Genomic DNA, 15,776 nt, shown 5'->3' with positions numbered 1-15,776 from the left:
GCCCTCAAGTGACCTGAACGGCCGGTTCACCCTGGCAGGGCGCGCAAGCGCGCGGCCAGCTCCTCCAGCCGCAGGTCGGCGCCGCCGCCAGGCGAGACGCGCTCGGCCAGGCTGCGTTCCGGCGTGCGGCCCTCCCCTGCCGTGGCCACCGCCGCGGCGGCCGCGCGATAGGCATCGCGAAACGGCAGCCCTTGCGCGGCCTGCTCGATCGCCACGTCGGTGGCGTACATCGCCGGCTCGATCGCCGCGCGCATCGCCGCCTCGTTCCAGCGCAGCCGCCGCAGCAGCTCGGGCACCAGCTCCAGCGCGGCCAGGCCGTGGGCCATGCCGTGGAAGATCGAACCCTTGGAGAACTGCAGGTCGCGCTGGTAGCCCGAAGGCAGCGACAGCAGCTGCTCGATCTCGCAGCGCGCCGCCGCCACGGTGGCGTAGCTGGCGCGCAGCAGTTCGACCACGTCGGGGTTGCGCTTGTTGGGCATGATCGAGCTGCCGGTGGTGTACTCGGGCGGCAGCGTGACGAAGCCGAATTCGGCCGTGGTGAACAGCGACAGGTCCCAGGCCAGCCGGCGCAGGTCCAGCAACGCGCTGGCCAGCGCCTCCAGCGCGGCCAGCTCGAACTTGCCGCGCGAGAGCTGCGCGTAGATCGGCGAGACCTGCATGCGGTCGAAACCTAGGGCTTCAGTGGTGTGCGCGCGGTCCAGCGGCAGGTTCACGCCATAGCCGGCCGCCGTGCCGAGTGGATTGGCGTCGATCCACGCCTGCGTCTGGTCCGCACGCACCGCGTTGTCGATGAACGCCTCGGCGAAGCCGGCGAACCACATCGCGGTGGAAGACACCACGGCGCGCTGCAGGTGCGTGTAGCCGGGCAGCGGCAGCGCCGGCTGCTGCGCGCGGTCAAGGCATGCGCCGGCGATCGCCCGGCAGTGTGCGCCGAGCGCAGCCAGGCGCTCCTTCAGCCACAGCCGCGTGGCGACCAGGATCTGGTCGTTGCGGCTGCGCCCGGTGTGCACGCGCCGGCCGGCATCGCCCAGCCGCTCGGTGAGCCGCGCCTCGATCGCGGAGTGGCCGTCCTCGTAGCGCTCGTCCAGCACGAAGGCGCCGCTGCGGAAATCCTCCGCCAGCGTGTCCAGCTCGCGCGCCAGCGCGGCGGCCTCGCCGGCGCCGACCACGCCGATGCGCATCAGGCCCTCGACGTGCGCCTTGCTGGCGGTGATGTCGTGCAGGAAGAACTCGCGGTCCAGCAGCACGTCGCTGCCGGCGAGGAAGCGCATGATGCGCGGGTCGATCTGCACGCCTTCCTTCTGCCAGAGCGGCTGGGTCATGGGAGCTCTCTCGTCGCCGGGTCCACCGGGATGCCCAGGAGCTCCGGCAGCCCCAGTGCACGGTTGATGTTCTGCATCGCCTGCGTCGCCGCGCCCTTGAGCAGGTTGTCCAGCGTGGCGACCACCACTACGCGCCGCCCGTCAGCCGCCATCGCGAAGCCGCCGATTTCCGCATGGTGCCTGCCGGCGATGCGGCTGACCCACGGCGCCTCGTCGACCAAGCGCACCAGGGGTTCGGCCTCGTAGGCATGGCCGAAGCGTGCCGTCACCTCGTCGCGCTTGAGCGGCCGGGCCAGGTAGAGGTTGCAGGTCACGGTCAGGCCGCGGAAGTGCGGCGCCACGTGGGGCATGAACTCCACCGGCACGCCCAGGTGGGCCGACGTCTCGCGCTCATGCATGTGGCCGGTGAGCGCGTACGGCATCAGGTTGTCGCGCAGCTTTTCCGGGTCGTTCTTGTCCGACGGCGTGGTGCCCGCGCCCGAGTAGCCGGACACGCCGAAGCACACCGGCGGCGCCGCCAGCAGGTCCTTCAGCGGCGCCACCGCAAGCTGGATCGCGGTGGCGTAGCAACCCGGGTTGCTGATCCGCCGCTGCCCGCGCCAGCGGCCGCGGGTCAGCTCCGGCAGGCCGTAGTACCAGCGCTCGTCGAAGCGGTAATCGGCGGACAGGTCGACGATCAGCGGATCGGCGCCGGCCTTGTCGAAGGCTTCCACGCAGGCGCCCGCCTTGCCGTTGGGCAGCGCCAGTATCACCACGTCGGCGCCCAGCGCCGGCAGATCCTCGTGCGCGGGGGCGCTGTAGCGCAGCTCGCCGGTGTACTCGGGCACGTGCGTGTCGACGCGCTGGCCGTCCAGCTCGCGCGAGGAGACATAAGCCAGCTCCAGCCCCGGGTGCCGCGCGATCAAACGGATCAGCTCCGCGCCGGTGTGGCCGCGCGCGCCGACGATGCCTACGGTTTTCTTGTCCACTGCTTCGAGCACCTCGTGTTGGCGTCATTCCCGCGAAGGCGGGAATCCGGTTTGACTTTATGGTCCGGAGCGACGACGGATTCCGCTTTCGCCGGAATGACGCCGGGCTGTCACCCGGCTTTCTGCTTTGTTCCGGCCTGCGCCGGCGCATCCACCAGCGTCGGCGTGCGCTGCGCGCAGTGCGCTACGCAGCGCTCGATCGTCGCGAAATCGTCCAGGCCGTACCAGTAGACCTTCCAGCGCGGCTGTTTCAGGCAGCCGTCGCATTCGGCGTCGTAGAACGGATTGATGTTGTTGCCGTGGCGCGAGCGCCAGAACAGCTGCGGATTGGCCTCGCGCATCACCAGCCACACGGCGCGCCCGAGGCCTTCGCCCTGCGCCTCGTCCAGCACGGCGAACTTGTCCAGGTAGGCCGTGCCCTCCTCCCGCGTGAGGATCATCGCGGCGCGGTAGTTTTCGCTGACGTAGACGCGGTACGGCTGCGTGCGCTCGAAATAGTCCGGCACCAGCGCGCGGCCGAAGCTCGATTCGATCAGGCCGCGCAGCCGCGCCTGGTCCACGCCCGCCCAGGAATCGAAGGCGAGCACCTTCTCGCCGCGGCGCACCAGCGTGCCCGAGCCCTTGTGGGTGAACAGCTCCTTGGCCAGCTCCGCCGGCCGCGTGATCGACACCGACGAGGTGAGCGGCAGATCGGCCAGCAGGTCGGCGATCTGCTCGATCTTCAGGCGCATGCCGCCGTCGATCCACGGTTGCGCCATCAGGTGCTCGTACTCGGTGGACAGGTTGATCGAGTCGATCACCTGCCCCTGCGCGTCGAGCAACCCGCCGGTGCCGGTGAGGAACACGATCTTGTACGGCTGCAGCACGCGCACCAGCTCGTTGGCCGCCACGTCCGCGTTGATGTTGAGGAGCTGCCCTTCGGCCGTCTCGCCCAGGCTGGCGATCACCGGGATGGCATTGGCGCGCAACGCCGCCTCGATCGGCGCCAGCTCGATGCCGGTGACCTTACCGACCATGCCGAGCGCGTCGCGGTCGAGGTAATCGGCCGCAAAGACGCCCGCGGCCACCGATACCGCGCGCGTATCCATCGCGTGCAACGCATCGACCAGCCGCAGGTTCTGCTGCTGGAACACCCGGCGCACCACGCCCAGCGCCTGCGGCGTGGTCACCCGCAGGCCGCCCACGGTCTGCTTGGCGATGCCGGCGGCAGCCAGTTCCTCGTCCAGCTGCGGGCCGGCGCCGTGCAGCACGATGGGCGTGAGGCCCACCTGCTGCAGGAAGGTCAGCGACGAGGCCAGCGCCGGCAGGTCGTCACGCAACACCGCGCCGCCGACCTTGACCACCGCGAAGCGCTTGGCGTCGACCTGCGAGAAGCGCTTGAGGTACTGCTGGATTTCCTTTGCGCTGCCCATGCTTTCGAGCAGGCGCACGATGGTCTTGCGGGTGTGCTTATGCGTTTCCACTGCTGACGATCCGATCAAGGGTTTGTGCGTAGTGCTCGAGCTGATCCAGCGCGACCCACTCGTCGGCGCTGTGCGCCTGCGCGATGTCGCCCGGGCCGTAGACGAGGGCGGTGAGGCCGGCCGCGGAGAACAGCGCGGCCTCGGTCCAGAAGTCGACCGCGTTGCCTACGGGAATGCCGAGCTCGTCGGCCAGGTCCCTGGCTGCCAGGCGGCGGGATTCGGCCATCGCCGTATCGCCTGCCGGCAGAGAGGCGCCGCGGAAGGTTTCCTCGAAATGCACCGGCGGCACCGCGCCCAGTCCGGCCAGGCTGGCCAGCAAGCCGTCCGGATCCATCGTGGGCAACGGGCGGAAGCCGAAGCGCAGCTCCGCCGTCGGAGCGATCACGTTGGCCTTGATGCCGCCCTCGATCCGGCCGATGTTGAAGCGCAGTCCGGTGAGCCCGCCGAAACGCTCGTGCGCCTGCTCGGCGACGAAGTCGAGCGCCGCGCCGCCCCATCGCACCGCCTGGTGCAGCGCGCTGTCGCCCGGCTTCTGCTCGCCCGAGGCGTGCCCCGCCTGGCCGGCGAAGCGCATCAGCACCGACTGGATGCCACGGTGCGCCAGCACCGCTTCGCCGCGCGTCGGTTCGGCGACGATCACGGCCTCATAGGCCGGCGCGCCGCGCAGGAAGCCCGCGATGCAGCGCGCGTCGTTGGCCTCCTCGTCGGTGGAGAAGAGCAAGGCCAGCGGGCCGTCCGAGGCGTTGGCCACCGCGAGCAGCGCGGCCGCGGCGCCCTTGATGTCACAGGCGCCCAGGCCGATCGCACGGTCGTCCCCGATGCGCAGGACATGCGGATCGGCGCTCCATGTGGGTGAATCGGGCACCGTGTCCAGGTGCACGTTGAACAGCAGCCGTGGCTGGCCGCGCACCGCATGCAGGGTCACCGCGCCTGCGCCGTAGTCGGTCACCGACACGGCGAAACCGGGGAGCTGCGCCCGCAGGTAGTCGAAGATCCCTCCCGTGCCGATCGCGCGCGGCGGGTTGCGCGTGTCGAAGGCGACCAGCGCCCGGAGGTGTTCCAATGTGGCTTGCAGCAACGGGTTCATGGCTTGCCTGGCACCTTGGCGTAGACGTCCGGATCGAGCTTTTCCATCAGGGTCTGCGGCCGCGCGGGCGGCGTGAAGCCGAAGGCCGCGTAGAGCCCGTGCGCGTCGCTGGTGGCCAGGCTGAAGCGGCGCAGGCCCTGCAACTGCGGATGCGCCATGACGGCGGCCACCAGCGTCTTGGCGTGGCCCTGCCCGCGATGCTCCGGCAGCACGAACACGTCGGCGAGATAGCCGAAGGTGGCGCCGTCGGTGACCACCCGCGCAAACGCCACCTGCTGCCCGCCGAGGTAGCCGCCGAAGCACAGCGAACCGTCGATCGCCCGCTCCACGGTCGCGCGCGGGATGCCGCGGCTCCAGTAGGCCTCGGCCGAAAGAAAGCGATGGATCAGCCCGATGTCGAGCCGCTCCTTGTCCGTGCTGATCTGCAGGTCGCCCATGCGCTCAGCCCCGGCCTGAGGACCGGTTGATCTCGGCCCACAGCGTCGAGCTCATGCCGAACAGCTTGATGAAGCCTTCGGCCTCCTCCACGCCCCAGTCGGCCGACTGCGCATAGGTGGCGCCCTTGGCGTTGAGGATGTTGGCCGATTCCACCGCCACCGCTTCGACGGTGCCGCCGTGGGTCTGCAACGTCACCACGCCGTTGACGGTGGCCTGGCTCGAGGCGAGGAAGGCTTCCAGGTCGGTCTTCAGCGGATCGTGGAAGAAGCCCTCGTAGACCAGCTCCACCCACTTGCGCGCCACCTCCGGCTTGAAGCGGTTCTGCTGCTTGGACAGCACCGCCTCTTCCAGCGCGCGGTGCGCGGAGATCAGCGCGGTGAGGCCCGGCGCCTCGAACACGATGCGGCCCTTCAGGCCGATGGTGGTGTCGCCGGTGTACAGGCCGCGGCCCACGCCGTAGGGCGCGAACAGCGCATTGAGCTTCGCCAGCAACTGGTGGCCGGGCAGGCGCTGGCCGTCCAGGCTCACCGCCTCGCCGTTCTCGAAGCCGAGCTTGACCGCCAGCGGCGCGGAGGGCCACTCGGCGCGCGGCTTGCACCAGCCGCGCGCGCCCTCGCCCGGCGCCTGCCACTTGTCGATCTCGCCGCCGGACATGGTCACGCCCAGCAGGTTTTCGTTGATGGTGTAGGCCTGCTGCTTGGCGCGCACGCCGAAGCCGCGTTCCTCCAGGTACTTCTGCTCGTAGGCGCGGGTCTGCGTGTGCTGCTTCTGGATCTCGCGGATCGGCGCCACGATGCGGTAGTCGCCCAGCGCCTTCACCGCCAGGTCGAAGCGCACCTGGTCGTTGCCCATGCCGGTGCAGCCGTGCGCGATGGCGTGGGTGCCCAGTTCCGCGCAGCGCTTCAGCGCCGCCTCCACGATCAGGTAGCGGTCGGACACCAGCAGCGGATACTGGCCCTGGTAACCCTCGCCCGCCCACACGAACGGCTTGACGAAGCCGTTCCAGATCGCCGGGCCGCCGTCGACGGTGCGATGGCTGGCCACGCCCAGCTCCTGCGCGCGGTGTTCGATGAAGGCACGCTCCTCGTCGTCCACGCCGCCGGTGTCGGCGAACACGGTGTGTACGTTCCAGCCCTGCTCCTTTAGGTAGGGCACGCAGAAGCTGGTGTCGAGGCCGCCGGAAAAGGCGAGGACGATGTCTTTGTGGGGAGCGGGGGAAGCGGATGGCTGCGACATGGGATGTTCCAGGAAGAATAATCGGGTCGAAGAGATGGGTTCTCGCGAGGATCAGGTCGTTCCCTGTTCCCCGGTCCCCGTCCCCTGCACCAAGAGCGAAGCCATCACGGCCTTCTGCACGTGCAGGCGGTTTTCGGCTTCGTCGACGGCGATGCAGTAGGGCGCGTCCATCACCGCGTCGGTGGCCTTGACGTTGCGGCGCAACGGCAGGCAGTGGCTGAACAGGCCGTGGTCGGTGAGCGCCATCTTGGCCTCGTCGACGATGAAGTGCCTGTGCGCGTCGCGGATCGGCTTTTCCTGCTCCCAGCGGCCGAAGTACGGCAGCGCGCCCCAGCTCTTGGCGTAGACCACGTGGGCGCCGCGGTAGGCCTCCTCGATGTCGTGGCTGACCTTGAGCGAGCCGCCGTTCTCCTTCGCGTTCCGGTGGCCCGCCTGCATGTAGCGCTCATCCAGCACGTACTCGGGCGTGGGGCACAACAAGGTCACGTCCATGCCCAGCTTGGTGGCGATCAGCAGCGCGGAGTTGGCCACCGCCGTGTTGAGCGGCTTGGGGTGGTAGGTCCAGGTCAGCACGTACTTCTTGTTGTCGAGGTTCCCGAGGTGCTCCTTCAGCGCCAGCGCGTGCGCCAGCTCCTGGCAGGGATGGGTGATCGTCTCCATGTTGATCACCGGCACGGTGGCGTAGCGGGCGAAGGCCTTGATGACGCGGTCCTCGCGATCCACCGACCAGTCCTGGAACTTGGGAAAGGCGCGCACGGCGATCAGGTCGACGTAGCGGCTGAGCACGCGGGCCACCTCGGCGATGTGTTCCTCCGCCTCGCCCTCCATCACCGTGCCGACGTCGAACTCGATCGGCCAGGCGTCCTTGCCTGGCGAGAGCACGATGGCATGGCCGCCCAACTGGAAGGCGCCCAGTTCGAAGCTGGTGCGCGTGCGCATCGACGGGTTGAAGAACATAAGCGCGATGGACCGGCCTGCCAGCTGCTGGCCGCGCGGCGAACGCTTGAACGCGGCCGCCTGCTCCAGCAGCGCATCGATCTCGGCGCGGCTGTAGTCCTGGGTGGTTAGGAAGTGTCGAAGGGCCATGAGGTTGCTCTTGGTGAAGAGTGCGGCCATGGATGGCCGCTTTGGCTTGCGCAGAGGAACCTGCGCACGAATGAAACCCAACAAAAAACCCGGCGCGATGGCCGGGTTTGTTCGTCGTTGCGCCAATGCGCGTGCAGCGACAGCCTACCCGGCCGAATGTCGGACCAGCGGTCGGCGCGCACGCGACGTCATGCCAGCGGCCATGCGGGCGCTGGTGAGTACGGTGGCGGTGTAGACGGCTTCGGACATGGTGGTTCCGGAGTGGGAGCGGGCATCATGCCGGCAATGCTGCGGCGATGCAACAATTATTTCCGGACGTCCATACGAACGGCCGTCCAAAACGAAAACCGCCGCTCGGGGCGGCGGTTTTCGTTCACTCGGCCGGGGCCACGCTGACGCGTACCCGCAGGCGTTCGCCCGGATCGTAGTTCAGGCGGGAAACATAGACTTCGCCGTGGTAGCGATACTCGACGTCGTAGCCCATCAGCCGGCGCTGCTCGCTGACCGAACTGACTTCGCGGCAACGGGTGACGGTGTCGTCGTACTCGCGCTCGCCCCGGCTGGCGACACCGTGGCCCACCGCGCCACCGGCCACGGCGCCGGCGACCGTGGCCGCCTTGCGGCCGTCGCCCTTGCCCACCGTGCTGCCGAGCACGCCGCCGATCACCGCGCCCAGCACGGTGCCCGCGGTGGTATTGCCGCCGCCCTCGCGGCGAACCACCGGCTGGTCGTAGCACTCCTGCCGTGGCACTTCGGAGCGGGCCACGCCGTAGACGGGGTCGACGCGCAGCACGTCCGCCCAGCCGTAGTGGGTATTGGCGTCGTCGCCATCGGCGTAGCGACGGTCCTGCGCATGCAGGGTGCCCGCCATGAGAGCCAGCGCCAACACGGGGAGCAACATCTTGTTCATGGGACTTCCAGCGTGGTCCGAAAAGCGCTTCTGCGCGGTTGTCATTGCAACAAATTCACGCTGAATCAACGCTTAGAGGATTCGGGAAAGGCGAGTCGGCGGCGCGCACGCCTCCCCCCGACCCGGCTGGCGGCTGCCCGGCGCACAGCGGTGTGGAGACGGGAGCAATGGTCGCGGCCTTGCTAAGATGCGCGGCTTGGCCCGCGCCGCCGACCTGCCCGAAGCCGATGCCCATCTCGCTCTACAACAGCCTCACTCGCCGCACCGAGACCTTCGTACCGCTCGACCCGGAGCAGGTCACGATGTACCTGTGCGGACCGACCGTCTACAACTACGTGCATATCGGCAACGCGCGCGGGCCGGTGGTCTTCGACGTGTTGGTGGGGTTGTTGCGCCGCCATTACCCGCGCGTGGTCTACGCGCGCAACATCACCGACGTGGACGACAAGATCAACGCCGCGGCGCTCGAGCAGGGCGTGGAAATCGGCGCGATCACCGGGCGTTTCACCGCCGCCTACCGCGAGGACATGGCCGCGCTGGGCATCGCCCCACCGGACATCGAGCCCCACGCGACCGCGCACATCAGGCAGATCGTCGCCATGATCGAGGCACTGGTGGCGAGCGGCCACGCCTACGCCGCCGAAGGCCATGTGCTCTTCGATGTCGAGACCTATCCCGCCTACGGCCAGCTTTCCGGCCGCGACACCGACGAACTGATCGCCGGCGCGCGCGTGGAAGTGGCGCCGTACAAGAAGCACCCCACCGATTTCGTGCTGTGGAAACCCTCCACGCCCGAGCTGCCCGGCTGGGACAGCCCATGGGGACGCGGCCGCCCCGGCTGGCACATCGAATGCTCGGCGATGAGCGCGGCGCACCTGGGCAGGACGATCGACATCCATGCCGGCGGCGTCGATCTCACCTTCCCGCACCACGAGAACGAGATCGCCCAGTCCACCTGCGCCCACGGCGGCGAGGTGTTCGCCCGCTGGTGGCTGCACAACGGCATGCTCACTTTCGACGGCCGCAAGATGTCCAAGTCGCTGGGCAACGTGCTGCTGGTGCACGAGCTGCTGAAGCGGCATCCGCCCGAGGCGCTGCGCCTGCTGCTGCTGCGCGGCCACTACCGGCAGCCGCTGGACTGGTCGGAGGCGGCGCTGGCGCAGGCGGTGAGCACGCTCGACGGCTGGTACCGCGTGCTGCGCGACCTGGCGCACGTGCGCGTCGAGGGCAAGCTGCCGATCCCGCCTCGGGTGGAATCGGCCTTGTGCGACGACCTCAACACGCCACAGGCGCTGGCCGAGCTGGCGCTGCTCGCCGACGCCGCCCGCCAGTCCGGCGACGCCGCGGCGAAGGCCGCGCTGCTCGGCGGCGGCGCCCTGCTCGGCCTGCTGCAGCAGGATCCGGAGGCCTGGTTCAGGCGTGGCGACGAGGCGATCGACGAAGCCCGCGTCGACGCCCTGCTCGAAGAGCGTCGCGCCGCCCGCGCCTCCCGTGACTTCGCCCGAGCCGATGCGATCCGCAACGAACTTTCGTCGATGGGCGTGGTGATCGAGGATGGCGCCCAGGGCACCCGCTGGAGCATCCAGAAGAACTGAACCCGCGTGGGGCCGGCTTCAGCCTGTCCCACGCAGCCTGCGCGATAATGTGGGCATGAACACCACCGCCCACAGCGCTGTGCAGGCGCAGCAGGAGATCGCCGAGGAATTCGCCTTCTTCAGCGATTGGTCCGAGCGTTACCAGTACCTGATCGACCTGGGCAGGCAATTGCCGCCCTTCCCGGACGAATGCAGGACGGAGAATTGGCGCGTGCACGGCTGCCAGTCGATGGTCTGGCTGGTGCCCAGCGGCGACGCGGACAAAATGCATTTCAAGGCGACCAGCGATTCGGCCATCGTCTCGGGCCTGATCGCGCTGGTGCTGCGCGTGTATTCGGACCGGCCAGCCGCCGAAATCGTCGCCACCGAACCGCAGTTCGTGCAATCGATCGGCCTGGCCAAGCATCTGTCGCCGACGCGCTCCAACGGCCTGGCCGCGATGCTGGCGAAATTGAAGGGATACGCCGCCCAGGCGATGAGCTGAGCGCGCGCCGGCGTTTTCACCGCACTCGCCACGATCTCCGGCGGAACGCCCACAAAACAAAGCCCCGCTCGACGGCGGGGCTTCGCTGGTCAGGGTACCGTGCCTTCAGTCGCCCATCTGCTTCTGCAGATGCTCGCGGCGCTCCTGCGCATCGAGCGAGAGCGTGGCGATCGGGCGCGCGTCCAGACGCTCCAGGCCGATTTCCTCGTCGGTCTCCTCGCAGTAGCCGTAGCGGCCCTCCTCGATCCTGCGCAGCGCCTTGTCGATCTTGGAGATCAGCTTGCGGTAGCGGTCGCGCGTGCGCAGTTCCAGCGAGTTCTCGGTTTCGCGCGTGGCACGCTCCGCCTCGTCGCCGACATCGCGCACCTCGTCGCGCAGGTTTTCCATGGTCTGGCGCGATTCCTCCACCAACTGGTCGCGCCAGTCGCGCAGCTTGTTGCGGAAGTACGCCAGGTGCCTGGGGTTCATGTACTCCTCGTCGTTCGAGGGGCGGTAACCCGGCGGCAGATCGATGTTGATCGTGGAGGGCAGCGCGTAACGACCGTCTTCGCGGGTCACGCCATTGTCTAGGCTTGTAGCATTGTTCATTGAGGACTGCGGGGTCTTCTGCTTCTTGAGTGGGGTATGGCGGGCGGTGGCACTGGCCACGCGCGGGGTCACCATGGCGACGGCACTCGCCACTTTGCCCTTCATGGGCGCAACGGCGGGTGACGGAGATGTTGGCTTGGCCGCGACCGACGTGGCGGCCTTGGCGGGAACCGGCGCACTGGCGGGCTTGGCCGCGGACTTCGCGGGCGGCTTGGGCGTAGCCTTGGCGACGACCTGGTACGGCACCTTCGGCGCAGCCTTCGCCGCCGCCTTGCCCGCCACCTTCTTGGTCGCGACCGCTTGCTTCGGTTGCGGCTGTGCAGGCTTCTTCGCGGGAGCGGGCTTGGTGGCGAGGGGCTTCTTCGCAACGACCTTCTTCGCAACGACCTTCTTGGCGGGAGCCTTCTTTGCCGCGGGCTTGCTCGCCGGCTTTGCCACTTTCTTCGGCGCGGCTTTCTTCGGAGCCGCTTTCGGCGCGGCCTTCTTCGCGACCGGCTTCTTGGCGACGGCCTTCTTCGCTGCCGGCCGGGACGCAACCGGCTTCTTCGCCGCGACCTTTTTCGCGGGCGCGGCCTTCTTGACGGCGGTGCTCTTGCCGGCGCGCAGGCTGGCTGCCGCGGCGCCGGATTTGGCCGGCTTCGCCTTGGCCGCAGTTTTTCCTTTCTGCGCCTTTGCGGCGGTCGAACTACGGGTCGTTTTCGCCATTTCCCTTCACCGTTTTGGCCGTGGCGGCCGGGTGTTATAGCCCATGCGCCTTACACCGGCAACAGGCATCTGGAATACTGCCGGGCCACTACATGCCGCATTCCGTTGGGGCAGCGTGAACGAAGTGACCCGATTCCTGCTCCTGCTGCTTCGCCTGTACAAGCGCACCGTGAGTCCCCTGCTGGGGCAGCGTTGCCGCTTCCACCCCAGCTGTTCCGATTATGCACGGATTGCCTTGCTGCGCTTCGGTCCGCTGCGCGGCAGCGCACTGGCGGTCTGGCGCATCCTGCGTTGCCAGCCGCTGTGCGCCGGCGGAGAGGACCCGGTACCCGAGCGGTTCCATTTCGCCCGCTGCCGCTCTCATGGAGAACACTGACTGCACGTTGCCGCGACGGCGAGCACCGGGCCGCGGCCACGATGAGCCAGCCCGACAGCACGCGCACGGAGAGCCACCACCCGCGACCCAACATTCGAAGTGACACTTTGCGTGATGCGCGGCCGCATGCGTTGCCGGCGCCCCAGGCTTGTGCCCAGGGGCGGCATCCCTGGCCCGTTCAGCCGTTCTGCCCGTAGCCGCCGGGCACGCCCTTGCTGGCGTAGGCCACCGCGTCGTGCGGATGCAGGCTTTCCTGGTGCTCCAGGCGCAGGTGGAAATCGGCGATGCGCGGATCGGCATCCAGCGCCTTCTGGATGCGCCGTGCCGCGTCTTCGCAAAACATCAGGTTGCCGCCGTTGGCCAGGGCGAAGGCCTGCTCGTCCTCGCGCTTGACCGCCGTCTGCACCGGCGTACCCAGCGCCTGCTCGACGCGGTCCAGCGTCGATATCAGGTCGAAGCCCACGCCATCGGCCAGGCGCACCAGCAACCGCGCCACGCTGCGCTGTGCGTGCGGCGTGGCCACGATGCCCTGCTCGCTGCCCAGCCAGGCGAGCACCGCGGCATGGTCCAGCGGGCGCGAGGCGTCGAAGTCGCGTGCGAATTGCTGCTGGATCAGCTGCCGCGAAAGCGCCGCGGACGCCGGACAGGTGGACGAATAGACCACCTCGGTCCCCAGTTCCAGTTGGAAGCCGTCGGTACCCAGGCTGGCCTCGATCGATACCGGGTAGGTCCGCCAGCCGCTGTTGCCGCTGCGCAACGCCGGTCGGCGCACCATGTGGTCGAAGCGGATGCTGATGCGGGCGCGGTCGGAAAGATCCTTGTGCGACTCCAGGAAGGCGCGCAGCAGCGCCTCGATCATCGCCGCATCCAGCGGCTTGGCGCCCAGGTGCTGGTCCACCAGCAGGTACAGGCGCGACATGTGGATGCCGCGCCGGTCCGGCCGGGTGAGATTGACGAAGGCGCCGACCTGCGCGCTGGCGCGCGCGACCGCACCGTCGCCGGCATCGAAGTGCACCGGCACCTCGATGCCGTCCATGCCCACCCAGTCCAGCGCGCCGGCCAGATGCGGCTGTGCCTGCGTGGCGACGTCGGGCAGCAGGCGGGCGGTGTTCTCGTGGCTATGCATGGAGGTTCCTTGCGGCAGGCGGTGGCGCCGTGCGGCCTCCTATTTTGGGGCAGCGGACGCCGAGGCAACAGGCACGTTGGGGAAACGCTGTGTTTGCGCCCGCCAGCCTGCGCCCGGTTCGAATCAGTTGCCGGCCGCGCGCTGCCAGCGCCGCGCCGCCTGCCAGGCGGCGTAGGTCCCTGCCATGCCGGACGGCCGCGCGCGCTGCAAGGCCTGGAGCGGCTCGGCCGCACCCGCGGCATGCCGCGCCAGGCGTTCGCCCTCGCGCGATTCGAGCGCGCGGAACACGCTGAGCGGCCCCGGCAGCCTGGCTGCCTCGCGCCATGCCGCGACAAGGGCGCGCAGTTGCTCGCGCAGGGCGGCATCGCGCGCCGCTCCCGGCTTGCGCAGCTCGTTGCGGCTCAGCCCGTGGCGGGCGAGATTGGCCATCGGCAGCGGCAGGCGGTCGCGTTCGGCATCCTCGTCCAGCCGGCGCAGCGCGTGCGCCAGGTGGGCGAGCGTGGCGACCCGCGCCGCCCGCTGCGGCGAGGCCGCCTCGCCGAACCACCAGGCGGTTTCCAACGCGGCCAGCGCGCCGTGCAGCGGCGAGGCGGCGTCAAGCTGGCCGGCGAAGTCGGAGGCGGTGCCCTCCTCCAGTTGCTCCATCGCGGCCAGCACCGGAGCCACCCAGCGCTCGGAGCCGATGCGGCCGGCACGGTCGTCGTCGAACAACACCTGCGTCAACGGATGGCGTCCGCCGCTTTGCGCCGCCCCCGCCAGCTCCTCGGCCCACCAGTTGAGCTTGGCGGCCGCCACGTGGGGCTCCCGGATGCCGTAGGCCGCGCCGAGCAGCTCCTGCTCGAGCGCAGCCAGCGCAATGTGCCCCGGGTGACGCGCGGGGTCGACGAAGGCGAGCGCGACGCGCTGGGCCGGCTGGGCGGCAAGCCATTTGTCGACGTAGCTCTGCAGCGCGCCGCTGCTGCCTTCCATCATGCGACCGCCTGCCCGTGGTGCAGCCAGCGGGCGAACTGCAGTGGCGTGTCGAGCACGGCATCGGCGCTCCATTCGCGCGGGTCGCCGCCGTCGAGGTAGCCCCAGGCGACGGCCACGGTGTAGAGCCCGGCCGCCGCTCCGGCCAGGACGTCCCGGCGGTCGTCGCCGACGAACAGGCTGTGCGCCGGCTCGATGCCGGCACGCTCGCACGCCAGCCGCACGGGCGCCGGATCGGGCTTCTTCACCGGCAGGGTGTCGCCGCTTACCACCGCCGCGGCACGGCCATCCCAGCCGATCCGCCGCAGCAGTTCGTCGGTGAGGAAGCCGGGCTTGTTGGTGACGATGCCCCAGCGCGTGCCGCGGGCTTCGAGCTGGGCCAGCAGTTCGAGCACTCCTTCGAAAGGCCGGGTAGCCTCGCCCATCACCGCTTCGTAGAGCGCGAGGTAGCGTTCCACGCGGGCCTCGACCGCCGGCTCGCCCAGGTGCCCGAAGGCGCAACGCAATACCGCGCGGGAGCCGCGCGAGACCACCTCGCGCACCGGCGCGTACGGCGGAACGGGCACGCCCTCCTCCCGGCACTGGCGCACCAGTGCGGCGTAGAGGTCCGGCGCGCTGTCCAGCAGGGTGCCGTCGAGGTCGAACAACACGCCGTCGATGCGGGAGGGCAGCTTCTTCATGCCGGCTTGCGCGCGCACAGCAGGTAGTTGACGGCCGTGATGCGGCCCAGCGCAGCCTTGCGGGTGAGCGGGTTGTAGGCCAGCCCGGAGACGTCTTCCAGTTCCAGCCCGGCCTGGCGCAGCAGGCGGCCGAGCTCGGAGGGCTTGAGGAACTGCGCGTAGTGGTGCGTGCCGCGCGGCAACAGCCGCATCAGGTATTCCGCCCCCAGGATCGCCGCGCCGAACGCCGCCGGCGTGCGGTTGAGGGTGGACATGAACAGGCGCGCGCCCGGCTTGAGCAAGGCCGCCAGGTCGTTCACCAGCGCCGCCGGATCGGGCACGTGCTCGATCAGCTCCATGCAGCAGACGGCATCGAAGCTGGCCGGTTCGCCGGCGGCGAGCGCCGCGGAGGACTGCACGCGGTAATCGACCGTAAGCCCTGATTCGTACAGATGCAGCTTCGCCACCTCGATCACCTTCTCGCCCAGATCGATGCCGGTGACCTGCGCGCCCTCGCGCGCCAGCGCCTCGCTGAGCAGGCCGCCGCCGCAGCCGACGTCGGCCACCCTGGCGCCGCGCAGGTCCACGCGCCCGGCGACGTAGGCTGCGCGCACGGGATTGAGATCGTGCAGCGGTCGTGATTCGCCGTCCGGATCCCACCAGCGGGCCGCCAGCTTGTCGAAGCGGGCGATCTCGTCGGGGCTGACGTTGGTGGTGGTGGTTTCGCTCATCGGATAGGTCCTTCGACTTCGCCTCGCTTTCGC

16 protein-coding genes are annotated in these 15,776 nt (G+C 69.4%); 3 read left to right on the top strand and 13 right to left on the bottom strand.

Annotated features, from left to right (window positions below; genetic code table 11):
* Window positions 1-26: 26 nt before the first annotated feature.
* From argH to VGU03_RS05450, 8 genes are all read right to left on the bottom strand, one after another.
* The gene (argH, locus tag VGU03_RS05485) at window positions 27-1,322 is read right to left on the bottom strand and encodes an argininosuccinate lyase (RefSeq protein WP_327479196.1); all 1,296 of its coding nucleotides are present in this window, start codon (window positions 1,320-1,322) and stop codon (window positions 27-29) included.
* On the bottom strand, window positions 1,319-2,290 hold the full coding sequence (argC, locus tag VGU03_RS05480; RefSeq protein WP_327479194.1) for an N-acetyl-gamma-glutamyl-phosphate reductase: 972 nt from the start codon (window positions 2,288-2,290) through the stop codon (window positions 1,319-1,321). The genes argH and argC overlap by 4 nt, the downstream gene beginning before the upstream one ends.
* A gap of 110 nt (window positions 2,291-2,400) precedes the next feature.
* A complete protein-coding gene (locus tag VGU03_RS05475; RefSeq protein WP_414655941.1) occupies window positions 2,401-3,702 on the bottom strand; it encodes an acetylglutamate kinase in 1,302 nt (433 codons plus the stop codon).
* Window positions 3,703-3,739: 37 nt separating this feature from the next.
* Window positions 3,740-4,840: an acetylornithine deacetylase gene (locus tag VGU03_RS05470; protein WP_327479190.1), complete on the bottom strand. Its 1,101-nt coding sequence runs from the start codon at window positions 4,838-4,840 to the stop codon at window positions 3,740-3,742.
* Window positions 4,837-5,277 (bottom strand): GNAT family N-acetyltransferase, encoded by a 441-nt coding sequence (locus tag VGU03_RS05465; protein WP_327479188.1) that lies wholly within the window; start codon window positions 5,275-5,277, stop codon window positions 4,837-4,839. The genes VGU03_RS05470 and VGU03_RS05465 overlap by 4 nt, the downstream gene beginning before the upstream one ends.
* Before the next feature lie 4 nt (window positions 5,278-5,281).
* Window positions 5,282-6,514, bottom strand: a complete 1,233-nt coding sequence (locus VGU03_RS05460; protein WP_327479187.1) for an argininosuccinate synthase — start codon at window positions 6,512-6,514, stop codon at window positions 5,282-5,284.
* 51 nt (window positions 6,515-6,565) lie between these two features.
* Window positions 6,566-7,600 (bottom strand): N-acetylornithine carbamoyltransferase, encoded by a 1,035-nt coding sequence (locus VGU03_RS05455; protein WP_327479186.1) that lies wholly within the window; start codon window positions 7,598-7,600, stop codon window positions 6,566-6,568.
* A gap of 373 nt (window positions 7,601-7,973) precedes the next feature.
* Window positions 7,974-8,510 carry a glycine zipper 2TM domain-containing protein gene (locus VGU03_RS05450; RefSeq protein ID WP_327479185.1) on the bottom strand — a complete coding sequence of 179 codons (537 nt, stop codon included), beginning with the start codon at window positions 8,508-8,510 and terminating at the stop codon, window positions 7,974-7,976.
* A 227-nt stretch (window positions 8,511-8,737) separates the two neighbouring features.
* Here VGU03_RS05450 and cysS point away from each other — a divergent pair, with 227 nt between their 5' ends.
* Together cysS and VGU03_RS05440 are read left to right on the top strand one after the other, a co-directional pair.
* The gene (gene cysS, locus VGU03_RS05445; RefSeq protein ID WP_327479183.1) at window positions 8,738-10,105 is read left to right on the top strand and encodes a cysteine--tRNA ligase; all 1,368 of its coding nucleotides are present in this window, start codon (window positions 8,738-8,740) and stop codon (window positions 10,103-10,105) included.
* 55 nt (window positions 10,106-10,160) lie between these two features.
* Window positions 10,161-10,589 (top strand): SufE family protein, encoded by a 429-nt coding sequence (locus VGU03_RS05440; protein WP_327479182.1) that lies wholly within the window; start codon window positions 10,161-10,163, stop codon window positions 10,587-10,589.
* Between the two features lie 105 nt (window positions 10,590-10,694).
* Here VGU03_RS05440 and dksA read toward each other — a convergent pair whose 3' ends face one another.
* Window positions 10,695-11,882 (bottom strand): RNA polymerase-binding protein DksA, encoded by a 1,188-nt coding sequence (dksA, locus tag VGU03_RS05435; protein WP_327479181.1) that lies wholly within the window; start codon window positions 11,880-11,882, stop codon window positions 10,695-10,697.
* A 43-nt stretch (window positions 11,883-11,925) separates the two neighbouring features.
* On the opposite strand from dksA, the gene yidD reads away from it, so the two are divergent.
* Window positions 11,926-12,258 (top strand): membrane protein insertion efficiency factor YidD, encoded by a 333-nt coding sequence (gene yidD / locus VGU03_RS05430; protein WP_414655931.1) that lies wholly within the window; start codon window positions 11,926-11,928, stop codon window positions 12,256-12,258.
* A gap of 178 nt (window positions 12,259-12,436) precedes the next feature.
* Here the strand turns inward: yidD and folE2 are convergent, their stop codons facing one another.
* From folE2 to ubiG, 4 genes are all read right to left on the bottom strand, one after another.
* Complete coding sequence (folE2, locus tag VGU03_RS05425) at window positions 12,437-13,384, bottom strand: GTP cyclohydrolase FolE2 (RefSeq protein ID WP_327479180.1); 948 nt, start codon at window positions 13,382-13,384, stop codon at window positions 12,437-12,439.
* Window positions 13,385-13,507: 123 nt separating this feature from the next.
* A complete protein-coding gene (locus tag VGU03_RS05420) occupies window positions 13,508-14,356 on the bottom strand; it encodes a squalene/phytoene synthase family protein (protein WP_327479179.1) in 849 nt (282 codons plus the stop codon).
* Complete coding sequence (gene gph, locus VGU03_RS05415; protein WP_327479178.1) at window positions 14,353-15,033, bottom strand: phosphoglycolate phosphatase; 681 nt, start codon at window positions 15,031-15,033, stop codon at window positions 14,353-14,355. Before gph ends, VGU03_RS05420 begins: the two co-directional genes overlap by 4 nt.
* Complete coding sequence (gene ubiG / locus VGU03_RS05410; protein WP_327479177.1) at window positions 15,030-15,743, bottom strand: bifunctional 2-polyprenyl-6-hydroxyphenol methylase/3-demethylubiquinol 3-O-methyltransferase UbiG; 714 nt, start codon at window positions 15,741-15,743, stop codon at window positions 15,030-15,032. The genes gph and ubiG overlap by 4 nt, the downstream gene beginning before the upstream one ends.
* Between the last annotated feature and the right edge of the window lie 33 nt (window positions 15,744-15,776).

Origin of the sequence: Frateuria sp., assembly GCF_035944355.1 — a bacterium.
In the GTDB taxonomy this organism is placed as follows: domain Bacteria; phylum Pseudomonadota; class Gammaproteobacteria; order Xanthomonadales; family Rhodanobacteraceae; genus Frateuria_A.
This window is presented reverse-complemented; position numbering and strand designations above follow the sequence as displayed.